At 61.0% G+C, this 12,364-nt stretch carries 6 protein-coding genes; all 6 read left to right on the plus strand.

All coding sequences use genetic code 11. The annotated features are described in order from the left end of the window. Positions 1-520: 520 nt before the first annotated feature. Positions 521-1,168 (plus strand): hypothetical protein, encoded by a 648-nt coding sequence (locus R6U20_RS08795; protein ID WP_410337483.1) that lies wholly within the window; start codon positions 521-523, stop codon positions 1,166-1,168. A 143-nt stretch (positions 1,169-1,311) separates the two neighbouring features. Next, the gene (locus R6U20_RS08800; RefSeq protein WP_410337484.1) at positions 1,312-1,977 is read left to right on the plus strand and encodes a deoxynucleoside kinase; all 666 of its coding nucleotides are present in this window, start codon (positions 1,312-1,314) and stop codon (positions 1,975-1,977) included. 23 nt (positions 1,978-2,000) lie between these two features. Continuing rightward, positions 2,001-4,175: a hypothetical protein gene (locus tag R6U20_RS08805; RefSeq protein WP_410337485.1), complete on the plus strand. Its 2,175-nt coding sequence runs from the start codon at positions 2,001-2,003 to the stop codon at positions 4,173-4,175. 165 nt (positions 4,176-4,340) lie between these two features. Next, on the plus strand, positions 4,341-5,474 hold the full coding sequence (locus R6U20_RS08810) for a YihY/virulence factor BrkB family protein (RefSeq protein WP_410337486.1): 1,134 nt from the start codon (positions 4,341-4,343) through the stop codon (positions 5,472-5,474). Positions 5,475-5,905: 431 nt separating this feature from the next. Then, on the plus strand, positions 5,906-8,158 hold the full coding sequence (locus R6U20_RS08815) for an outer membrane protein assembly factor (RefSeq protein ID WP_410337487.1): 2,253 nt from the start codon (positions 5,906-5,908) through the stop codon (positions 8,156-8,158). Positions 8,159-8,267: 109 nt separating this feature from the next. Then, positions 8,268-12,364: hypothetical protein (locus tag R6U20_RS08820; protein ID WP_410337488.1), on the plus strand; the 4,097-nt coding region annotated here is incomplete at its 3' end.

Below are 12,364 nucleotides of genomic sequence, written 5' to 3' on the forward strand. Positions count from 1 at the left end.
GGATAAGCTTGATGTGATCTTCATAGAGAATGTGGGCAACCTGGTGTGCCCTACGAATTTTGATCTGGGCGAAAACTCGAAGATCGCAGTGGTCAGTACCAGCGAAGGGGATGATAAGCCCATTAAATATCCCATGCTTTTCATGATGGCAGATGGATGAATACGTTTAGGAGTTACGCACTTGACCCGAGGGGCGCCATTTCCTGCCTGTGAACGGGGCGGAGCCCCTAAACGACGGCGTCACGAGGCAGAGCCTCGCGACGAGATGACATTCGTAAGCTGCAACTGCGTACGTCCTGACGTTCTTGCAGAAGACGCGCTTGCGCCATCTATGCAGGAGCTGATCGAATCTCTGCAACGAGCATGCCACCGCTGCGAAACTCCCTTCTTCGTAATCGGTGCGTGGGCTCGAGATCTTCACTTGGAGCACAGACATGGCATCAGATTGCGTCGCCGTACCCGAGACACAGATGTGGCGTTCGCTGTCGCACATTGGGATATGTATAACGAGGTCCGAAATGTGCTAATAGACGAGTTTGGCTTTGAAAAAGGGACCCAGGCCGAACGCCTTGTCGCTCCACAGGACGGACATCCGGTTGATCTCGTACCGTTCGGTAGTATCGAGGATGATAACCACACGCTGACGTGGCCGCCCCATCATGACCGTGCAATGTCTACGCTCGGGTTACGAGAGGCTGAGCAGACGGCTGACACATTTGCGCTTGGTAAGCGGGGCTTCTCGTTCCGGGTCGCTTCGCTTCCTGCTCTTAGCATACTCAAGCTGATCGCTTGGTCGGAGCAACCGCATAAAAGAGAGAAAGACGCCATCGATTTTGCCAGTGTGCTTCGCCATTACTACGACATCAACAAAGAGCGCGTGATAGATGAGCATCTTGACTTGCTTCGTGAGCCCGACGTTGATGAACGGATCGTATCGGCTCGGCTTCTTGGACGTGATATGGTCTCTGTGCTTGAAATCTCGTCAGTGCTTGCAAGCGCGACCATTGGTATCTTGAATCAGCAAACGCATGACGTTAAAAACAGCCTGTTAGCTGACCAAATGGCTGGAATTAAGCTGCCAACGCAAGACCAGCCGATGGTAAAGCGACTTGTTCAGCAGCTAAAAGCCATGCGCCAAGAGATTCAAGCCGCACTAAATAGCAGATAGAGGAAGCATCGCCCTCATGTACGCTTCGCCCCGATCTTTGCGCAAAACGGACGCACCGCGCTTCCGTTCGTGCCAGGCAGCATATACCTTGAAGAACCTACCTGCCGTCCGCACTGAAAACCGCCGTTGCCTTCCTGCACCCCATGCCCGACTTGTTCGACGCCCCGAACACCGATCGCACCAAAAAATTCGTGACCATCTCCGGCAACATCGGCGCCGGAAAAAGCTCGCTCACCGACATCCTAAGCTCCTATTTCGGCTGGGAAGCCTTCTACGAAAACGTTGACGACAACCCCTATCTCGACGACTTCTACGACGACATGCGCCGCTGGTCGTTTAACCTGCAAGTCTTCTTCCTGTCCAGCCGTTTCCACCACCAGCGCCGCATCGAAGAATCCGACCAGTCCGTCGTGCAAGACCGCTCCATCTACGAGGATGCCGAAATCTTTGCGCGCAACCTCTACGAAATGAATCTGATGAGCGAGCGCGACTACAAAAACTACACGGAGCTCTTTAGCATCATGACCTCGTACTTGCAGCCACCCTCGCTGCTCGTTTACCTGAAAGCCTCCGTCCCCACACTGGTCGATCACATCCAGATGCGGGGGCGCAACTTCGAATCCACCATCCGCATCGACTACCTGGAGCGCCTGCAGAAGCACTACACCCACTGGATCGAAAACTACGACCGCGGCCCCAAGATGATCGTCGATGTCGATGAGGTCGATTTCGTCAATAACGACGCCGACCGCCGCCAGGTCGTCAGCCAAATCGAGAGCCGCCTCTACGGACTCTTCCCCGACGAGTGATGCTATTTCTTTGCTTGGCGTGGATGCAGCGTACAAAAGCACCCGGCATACCGCACACGTCGGGTATAGGGGGATGCGCAGTCATCGTGCTCGTTAGCCTGCTCGTTCTGGATTCCGCCTACTCAGCGCGGCCCCAGAACGAGGTCGCACGCGTCACAGATCTCGCCCCGACCGAAATTAGATCAGCCGCCCACCACGCTGTCCCCGACACCACAGACACCCCTCCTGCCGACACAACAGAGGCCGATACCACAGATACACCCCGTTCAGATTCGCTGGCTGCCGACACAACCGAGGCCGAGCCATCTACCGCCGACACGGCTGCCGAAGCGCCTCAATCTCCCATATCGCTGTTGCCGACCGTGCCGGCCCGCATGCTGGCCGATACGGTGCTGTACCGGCGGGCCCATGCAAGCATGCCAGAGACCCTGGGCGAAGTCCCCAGCAGCTTCGTCTATCACCTGGGTCCCGAGGGCTGGCCGCACGGCTGGTCGCGATACGGATTGCCCCCGCATCGTACCGACTACTGGCTCAACGATCGGCGCTATGTCGATCCTATCACACAGCAGCCGCGCCACGATCTGGTGCCCATGCTCTTTGCCACCCGTCCGAGCACCGAGGTGCCCGCCGGGCGCAGCGGGGCACTTGGATTGGCGCAGCAGTGGCGCTTCTTTACGCCCGACCGTCCGCTCACCGAACTGCACTACCGCCGAGGTGGCGGCGATCTGCAAGCCGTTGAAATCGTACACACGCAGGGGCGTCCGGTGGCATGGCTGGGCGCGCCCGCCCGTTTTGCTGCCACATTTGGCTACGGCGGCCGCTCCACCGCCGACACGTACGCCAGTAGCGAGATCGATTTAGAACGGCAGGTATTGCTGCGCATCCGTTACCAACAAGACCGGTGGGGACTCGATCTGACCAACTATTCGGTGCGGCATCGCGTGGAAACGCACGGTGGGGTCGAACCGATCACAGACGGGGTGCCGGCTACCGTCTTTGCCCCCGAGGCCGCTAACGTGCGGGCCCCCGGGCAGCGGCAAACCATCCGGAACGACCTGGCCCTGCGCCTACGTGGAGTTTGGACGGAGCGCCTGCCCGCAACCCAGGTATCGGCGGGGTGGACCTCTAACACCTTCGATGTGCAGGGGCTCAACCAGACGCGCACGCTGCGCTCGCATGTGCTCACCACCACGCTGCGTCAGCCGGTGCATTGGCGTGCCCACCGGGTCGAGGCAATGGCATATGCCGAACATCACCCGGCCCCAACAGACACGTTGGCCACCGCTACGCCCGCTCTAACGAGCCTCCAGGCCGGTGTGCGCGATTCGCTCACGTGGCGTGGCACCACGCTGCACGCAGCGGCCTACATGCATCATCACACCAACCACGGCGTGTACCCAAGTGCACGGCTGCAAGCCGAACGCCCGCTTGGGCCTCTTACCGCAGAAATGCGTCTTGCCAGTACGGCGCGGCCCAGCTCACGGCTCGAAGCCTACGGATCTGCAGGACTCGTAACCCCGCTCGATCATCCCGTGTTAACCCGCACGCACCGGGCACATCTTAGCCTCCAGCATACATGGCGCACACTCAATGGCCGAGTAGAAGCCTTTGGACACCGGACCGAGCGAGCCGTCGATGCCGAACGCGGGTCCGATCCGCTCGGTAGCACCATTCGGGAGATTCCGGGCTTCGTCGATGTGGGCGGTGTGTCGGCGCGTGTACGGTGGCGCTACGCTGCCGAGCGTGGGTTGTATGCGGTGCTTCAGGGCACCGCGTTGCAGGCACGTGCCGGAGCCGGTGCGTCGCTGCGCCAGCAGTACGCTGCCAGTGTGCCCGACGCCTACGGGCGCGGACGCCTGGGCGCGCGCTTCGTGCTGTTTCAGGATCTGGACATCGACCTCTACGCTGAAGCCTATGGGTGGAGCGACTTCCAGAGCCGGTGGTTTCATGCTCTAACCGGTCAACTTACGCTTCCTGCATTGAGCGAACCCGCCACGCCCGGCACGCCCCTAACGCGCTCGCCCGATGGGGTCGTAAACGTGCATGTTGAGGCCGACTTGCGCGGAGCCGAACTGATGCTCTCGTTTGAAAACGCCCTTGCGGGTACCAACATAACGCCCGGTACATACGTTGTGCCTACATACCCGCTTCCGGGCCAGCGCTTCCGCTTCAGCATCCACTGGCCGCTGTTTGATTAGGCGCTTGGACTGGCGGGTGATACGCAGGGAAGCCCCCCGCTGCACGACAGGGCTGCACAACAGGAACCGATGCAAAAGGAGGTCTACCGAAAAGGAGGTCTACCGAACCGCACAATTGCTCCAGGGGTACATGAAGGGCCCCCGCGCATTACATCGACCCACTGCATGAGTGACACGCAATCAGCATCCACCTCCGAGGAACCGTCCGACGCCTCCTCGAGAGAAGCCTCGACGGCTCCGCCAGATCGTGACACCCGGTTGAGTGATGCCGTACGTCGCACAGCGCCGCTGACGATCGACGATCGGGATGAGGCCACGTCGGATGCTGTTGGGCCCCGTGGGCGGATTGCGCGAGCGGTGTTGTCATGGAAGCAACACATGCAAACCGTTGCCCTCTACTACCTGTACGGGCTGGTTCAGGAGCTCCAGAAGAAAGATATCATTCTGTGGGCGCAAGCCATTGCGTTTAAAGTGCTTATCACGATAGTGCCCATTCTTATTTTGGGCACGGGTCTGCTGGGACGTATACTGCGCGGCGACGCGGCCTTTGGAGCTGTGATGCGCGTGGTTCGCGAGTTCCTGCCGGTTACCTACGAGGACGAAGTCATCACGTTTTTGACGCAACTTCAGGATGCGAGCGGTACGGTGATCGGGCTGGGGGGCGTCGGGCTGTTTCTCTCGGCCTTTTCGCTGTTCATTACGCTTCGCATTGCCGTGCGTAATGCGTTTGCCCAGACCTGGCATGAAGGGCGCACTATCCTAAAGGGCTACCTGTTCGACATCCGTATGGTTGGACAAGTGGGCTTGCTGTTTCTGGTGACTATTTTGCTTTCGTTTTTGGCGACCTCGCAACTGAGTGCCGATACGCTTATTGCCTGGGGCATTGATGCGAAGTGGTTGCTGCGGCTGCTGCGGGCCCTGGCCGGTGGACTGGCGCTCGTGCTGCCGTTCTTGATTACTACGGCCATGTTCTTTCAACTGTACTATCTGGTGCCGCTTCCGCACCCGCGCAGACGGAGCGCTCTGGTCGGAGCAGGGCTGGCAGCAGGCATTTGGGAGGTCCTCAAGTATGCGTTCACCTACTACGCCGTGTACGTTGGCCAGTTTGAGCGCTATGCCATTGGATCGGAGAGTTTTTCAGCGCTGGGCAATACCTTTGGACTAATGGTTGCCTTCGTGTTCTGGGTCTATTTTTCAGGAATCGTGTTCATGGTTGGTGCGGTAGTGGCCTCGCTACATGAGCATCGACATGTTATGGCGGGCCGTACGGCCAAACCACTGAATGGCCCCGGGCAGTAGTGCTGTGTCAACCCTCATTTTGATGGTTGCCCTGTAATCACCCTCCCACGAAGCCTGTCATGGTGAGCGCAGTCCCACCCCCTGTGGCTCCGACCGCTGTTGGAGGAACCATCTCCTTGGTGTTCAGAAGATACGGCGGGACAGAGGCCCTGCCAACCTTGGGGGAGATCTTTATTCACTGCGTTCATCAGTCGCTTCGCTCGTGTCGGGACTCCACACCTGCTAGGCGCAGTTGCTTCGCTCAAGATGACAGCATACGAATGGGGAACCTTACAACCCGAACATTCAGGTGTGACACAGCAGTAGCACTCGGTACAGTCGCCTCTGCTATCATAGCATCTGCGTTTAGCAGGAGCCGTTCGGGGCGGCACGGCACGCGTACCCATCTCGGCTCGATCTACAGAATGACCGTTCACACTGCACTACGCTACATGAAGTGGTTGGATATGGTGAGGAAGCTGCAAATCGGCACTGTGGGAGGGCTGCTGGCTGGGTGCATCGTGGTCATGCTTCTCGGCACACCATCTAACAGCCACGCCCAAGACCCGCTCGTCTTGGTAAACAGCGACACACAGGTCCGGAGCATTGACTTTCGGTTTGTGGGGAGCCAGACGTTCGATCCCGACCGGTTGCGGCGGCGCATGGCTACGCAAGCTCCCACCGGTTGGGATCGCTGGAAGCGCCGCCTGCCGCTGCTTCAGCCTACGCCCCGCTTATTCGATCCGCTCACCTTTCAGCGCGATATTGCGCGGCTGCGGGCCTTCTACCGAAACAACGGCTTCCCCGCACCCAGCATCGACTACCCCGCCACGCAGTTCAACGCCGAAGAAAACCGCATTCGCCTGGTCATTACCATCAACGAAGGCGAACCACTGCGCATCCAAGACGCACTCTTTTTGGATGCGGAAGGCGAGCGCTACGCGGTCGAGGCGTTTGCGTCAGACATGAAAGCCGACTGGCGGGCCTTTCAAGACGAAACGGTGGTGGAGGTAGGAAGCCGCTACACCGAGTTTAAACGCTCGCAGGTCGAAGACGATGTGGCCCGGTGGCTGCGCAACCAGGGGTACGCCTTTGCCCGTGTCACCTCCAGCGTAGATACCGACACCGAAGCCCGTACGGCCGATCTGAGCTTCTTTGTGGACCCGGGACCGCAAACACGCATCGATAGCATCGAAATCAGCGGCAACTCCTCGGTGGAACGCCGCGTGGTTGAGCGCAGCCTGCCGTTTGAACGGGGCGACGTGTTCTCGGCCGATGCGCTCTCTGAAGGTCAGCGTAACCTGTTTAATTTGAACCTCTTCCGGGTAGCACTGGCTGATGTCCCCGACCAGCCCCGCGACTCGCTCGTAACGGTGCGCTACCGCGTTCGCGAGGCCAACATGCGTACGCTGGCGGGCGAGGTTGGATACGGCACAGCCGTAGGCATGACCGCAGAAGGCCGCTGGAGCCACCGCAACTTTTTCGGGAACGCACGCACCTTTACCGCCAGCGCAGTCGCTGAAACGGGCTACCCAGACGATGCACGGTTCCTGCCAGCATTCCTGGCTGGCACGGGCGGAAGCACTGTCACCGAGCGGCGCTTCCGGGCCGGGGTGCTGCTGCGCGAACCCTACATTTGGGGGCCCAACCTGTCCGCCTCGGTCGAACCCTTCGGCGAAATCCGCCGCAACCCGCGCCTGCCCGGCGTGTCGCGAGAAGGCATAGGCATCAACGAAACCACGATCGGATTTGACACACGCCTGTCGTACGAAATCCTTTCGTTTCGCAACGTCACGCTACAGCACAGCCTGCAACGCCGCCGCCAGTTCGTACCCCGCGAACTGCAATCGGGCGATGTCACCGACCCCGAAGCACCACTCGAAACCATCGGGACGGGCGGCTTTAACCGCAGCATATTTACGCTTTCGGCTAACCTGGGCCGGACCGACGACTACGTAAACCCCTCGGTCGGATTCCTGGTGCGCCCCACCGCCGAAGTGGCCGGTGCGCTGATTCCGTCGGGCATGCAGTACGGAAAGCTGGCCCTCGAACTGACCGGCTACCAGCCGCTTACGTCATCGACTGACCTGGCTGCGCGGCTCTTCGTGGGGCGTGTGTTTCCCTTTGGTGAAAGCCGCAGCGCCCTCGAATCCGACCCCTCGCTGCGTAACTCCGTCTTTCGGAACCGATTCAACGACGTACTCTTCTACGCTGGCGGAGGAACCGACCTGCGCGGGTGGCCGCTCAACCAGGCGGGCGGAAAGTTTATCAATACGACGGATGTTGATGGTACCACGTCGCTGCTCGCACCCATTGGGGGCACCTCGAAAGCCGCAGTGAACACCGAATTGCGGCTGCCCTTTCCGGGCCTGGGATCTGAGTGGCGTACAGCCGTCTTTGTGGATGCCGCAGTCCTTGACGTCAACGGATTCTCGCTCGTACCCTCTCCGCCCAGCGACACGTTCAGCCGGTTTCCGACCGCCACGGGTGAACTTCGCGTTGGTGCCGGAGCGGGTGTGCGCTACGAAACCCCATTCGGGTTCCTGCGCTTTGACATAGCCGTGCCGCTTAACCCCGATCCGCTCGATGTGCGCGATCCGGAGGACGTCAGCGATGCCATTCGTAACGACCGGCCTCCAACGTCCGTATCGCCCACCTTTACGCGGCAGTTCCGACTGCACTTGGGCATTGGGCGGGCGTTCTGATACGCTTGCACGGCGCTGCCTGCTTGTGTTTCTCTCTCATGGTTAGACGTTTCCCCTGCTCGTGACTGATTCGGATGCTTCGTCCTCTGCTGATACACCGTCCCGTTCGGTGAGGTATCGTGTTGTGCGTGGCACCGGCGTAGCGCTGGCCGTGCTGCTGGGGCTGCTGCTTGGCGCGTTGCTGTTGCTGCAAACCGAATGGGGAGCCACCCGTGTGGCGCAGTGGGCTGCCGAGCAGTTCAATCCGATAGAGGGCACTACCCTGACGGTGGAGCGCGCCGCTGGCTCCTGGCTGGGCGGCCTCACGCTCTACGACGTGATGCTGACACGGAACGAGACGCCCGATAACGAGACAGCGACTTCCCATGCTGAACCCGCGGATTCGATCCGTGCGGATTCGGTACGAACTCACAACGACCGCTCGGCCGGACCGGCATTTCAGGCGGCTGAAGCACGTCCCGAGCGTCTGGCTACCATCGACACGCTTGCTGTAGGATACCGGCTGCCTGCGCTGCTAAGCGGTACGCTGCATCTTACGCGCCTACATGTTGGGGGCCCGGCGGTATATGCCACGCAAACGGCGGATAGCACCTGGAACTGGACCGAGGTGCTGGAGCCCTGGCTCGACGCAACACCCGACGAAGAGCCCGAGGTCGAGAGCGATCCGCTCCGTATCCAATTGGACCATGCCCAGGTGTCGCGGGGCTACGCTGAAATTGCGTTCGGGGGGGGCGCGTCCGACTCAACGGCCTACATCGATCCGCTTACCCTCAACATGCGCAACGTAACGGTGGGTGAAACAGTGGAGGCCGCTCTCGACACGCTCGACGTGCGCGGCGAACTGCCCGACAATCGCCCCACCCCGTTCACCCTATCTGCTGGAGGCACGCTTACCCCCGAGGCGCTCACCCTGCGGTCTATGCAGGTGGATGCGCCGCGCAGCCGCCTACGGAGCCAGGGAACGCTTCAGTTTGCTACCGATCCGCTCACGGTGCCCGTCGATACGCTCGCCACCACCCCCGATGCGGCCCTCGCCGACGCGGCGTTCACGGTGCAGGCCGACTCGCTGGCCATCGCCGATCTGGTGCCGTTTGTGCCTGGTCTGGCGCCCGCTGCCGATGAGGTGCATCGCTTTACGCTTGATATTACGCAGCAGGCAGAGCGCTGGCGTCTGCGTGGCGATGGCGCGGTGAACAACGGCGGTACGTGGGAGGGCACGGCATCGGCCCGCCTGCCCGGGCGCGATTCGCTGCACTACGCCGCCGACCTGGCCATCAACCAGTACCGCACGCAGCTGATGGGCACTCCCACGCGCGTAAACGCCACGCTCCAGGCCGATCTGAGCGGGGCAACGCACGAGACGCTGGATGGGACGGCCCAGTTTACCATGCGCGATACCCGCGTTGCACCGGTTGCTATCGACACCGTAGCCCTTACTGCAACAGCTGAATCAGGAACCGTGTCGTGGCAGAGCCAGGCGCGCGTCAACGAAACCGCGTTTCAGAGCAGCGGCACAGCGACTCCGTTTGCCGAGACCCCGACGTATGCCCTCACGGCCCGTGCCGATGATCTGGCCCTGCAACGCTGGCTTCCGGACGGCGACATGACGTCCGATCTGAATGCAGACCTGGAGATCGACGGCACCGGCTTCGACGCTGCCACGCGCTCGGTATCCGCCCAGCTTACGCTGCGTCCTTCTACGATAGATACGTGGGAGATCGACCGCGCCACCCTGGCGGCGACGCTGGACGGAACCGACGTGCAGTCTGAGTTCGACCTTGCTGTGCCAGGAGGGCGCATCAGCGGGGCGGGCCGCAGCACGCTCGATGGATCGGAGGCTTTTGCCCTGGAGCGACTGGAGACCGACGACTTTGACCTCAATGCGTTTCTGGGCGATGATACGTTGCCTCCGGCACGCATTACAGCCTCCATGCAGGCCGAGGGACAGGGCTTTACTCCGGCTACCATGCGGCTCGACGGCACAGCTGCCGTTACACGCACCAGCTACGGGCAGCTCCAGGTGGACACACTATCGACGACCTGGCGCCTGAGTGATGGTGCGCTTCAGACCGAAATGGAGGCGCAAGGCAATGCCGGACGCGCTGCCCTGCAAGCGCGTGCACGCCCCTTCGAGGCTCCACGCACTGTGACGCTCACCGAAGGGCGCTTTGACAATTTCGATATCGGGCCAGTTGTGCAGGATACGACGCAGCAGAGCACCTTAAACGGAACGATAACAGGCAGATGGAGGCAGCCCGAATCGGGTCCGTACACAGCAGAAGCCTCTCTGGAAATTGCGGATTCGCAGCTTAACGAGCAGTCCATTGAGCTGTTGGAGGCCACGGTTGATCTCGATGCCAACGAGCGCCTCAGCTTCGACACGCGTCTGCGCGTGCCGGGCGGATCTACCGCGCTTGCGGGCACGGCCCAGCCGTTTGCTGAGCGCCCCACGCTGTCGTTGACTGACGGACGCATCGAATCGCTCAACATTGGGGCCCTCCTGGGGATGCCAACGCTCGATACCGACCTCAACGGCACGCTCGCCTTTGAGGGCGGCGGGCGCACGCTAAACGACGTGTCGTTCGACGGACGCCTTGCTCTCTCCGATTCGCGGATCAACGAGGCCGCGCTGTCGGATGCCCGCTTGACGGCTCGGGCCGACACAGGACAGGTGGAGAGCACGCTCGATGCGCAGTTCGACCTGGGCGCACTCGGGGCCGACCTCACCGCACACCTGCCCGATTCAACCTATGCCCTAACCGTGCACGCCGATCAGTTCGATGGGGCGGCGCTTACGGGGCAAGATAGCCTCGATGCCGACCTCAGCGAACTGCGCGCCACGCTCAAGGGACGCGGTTGGACGCCGGAAACGGCGGAGTTTACCTCTACCCTCGATGCCAACGATGCGGTCTACGGTCCGTTTGAACTGAATCGCGCCACCTTGCGCGCTGCCTACACCGAAGGCAGCCTGACCCTCGATACGCTCCAGGTCAACTCAAATGTGTTAACAGCAAACGGGACCGGTACCGCCGCACTGCTCGCTTCCGATACGCCCTCCGACCTCTCTCTCGATGCCACCATGAAGTCGCTGGCTCCCGTGCAGGCGTGGACCGACATGCGCGTGCTTGCCGCCGACAGCTTGTATCTGTCGGGGCGCCTTCAAGGCCCTGCGGACCAGCTCCGCTTCAACGGGCAGGTCGAGGGCGAGAACGTGATTATTGACGATACCCGCATTGGGGAAACGGAAACCGTCATAGCAGGCGGGTTCGATGCAGAGCAGAGCCTCGATCGTCTGGAGGCACGCACCACCATGCAGTATTTGAATGCTATGGAGACGCCCATCGACAATGTGGAAGCACGGGGCACCTACCATGTGCGCGAGGGCATGACCTTTACCACAACCGTTGAGGTAGACGACACGCGCAGGGCACGACTCGACCTGTCGGGGCCGCCCCTGGGAGAGGCCTATCGTGCAACCATCGACCGCCTCGACCTGAACCTGGAGGGAAACGCCTGGACGCTGGATCAGCCCGCGCCCGTGGTGCAAGACGGAACGGCGTTTGAAATCAGCAACTTCCTGCTCACAGGAGCCGATCAGCAGGTTGCGCTGGATGGTCATATTGATACAGCAGGTACGCAAAACCTGGGGCTCACGCTTGAGAATGTGCAAGCCGACCCGTTTGCCAAACTAATGGATTTTGAGGGATTGGGCGGCCGCGTACATGGTACCCTCAATCTGACAGGACCCGCCCGTGCCCCCGAGGCCCAGGGGCGCCTGCGGGCTCGTGTGCAGAGCGAAGGCGCTGACGTGGGCACGCTCGATACCGAGATCACCTATGCGGATCTGGGGCTCGACATCGATGCGCGCCTTATGCATACCGACGGTAGCACGTTTACCATGGCAGGGACCTTCCCTATCGACCTGCGGCTCGATGCTCCGACGTCAGCCGATGTTATGGACACGCCCGTCGATCTACGCATCCAGGCCGACGCATTTGCGATGGACTGGCTGAATCCGTTCTTGGATCCGGCTGTCATGCAAGACCTTACAGGCCGCATCGAGGCTGATGCCCGCATTGCCGGCACGCGCACCGCGCCCGATGTGCAAGGCGAAGCCACCCTGAATGCGCTTAGCGTTGTGCTTACCGACTTAGAAAGCCGCTACCGCCAGGGGCGCGCCGAACTCGAATTGCGGGGTAATCGCAT

The organism is Longimonas sp., assembly GCF_046498435.1.
In the GTDB taxonomy this organism is placed as follows: domain Bacteria; phylum Bacteroidota; class Rhodothermia; order Rhodothermales; family Salinibacteraceae; genus Longimonas.

Excerpts from the sequence above, each read along its gene's own strand:
- R6U20_RS08800 (WP_410337484.1), top strand. The coding sequence starts at position 1,312 with ATGCCCGACTTGTTCGACGCCCCGAACACCGATCGCACCAAAAAATTC.
- R6U20_RS08805 (WP_410337485.1), top strand. The coding sequence starts at position 2,001 with ATGCAGCGTACAAAAGCACCCGGCATACCGCACACGTCGGGTATAGGG.
- R6U20_RS08810 (WP_410337486.1), top strand. The coding sequence starts at position 4,341 with ATGAGTGACACGCAATCAGCATCCACCTCCGAGGAACCGTCCGACGCC.
- R6U20_RS08815 (WP_410337487.1), top strand. The coding sequence starts at position 5,906 with ATGAAGTGGTTGGATATGGTGAGGAAGCTGCAAATCGGCACTGTGGGA.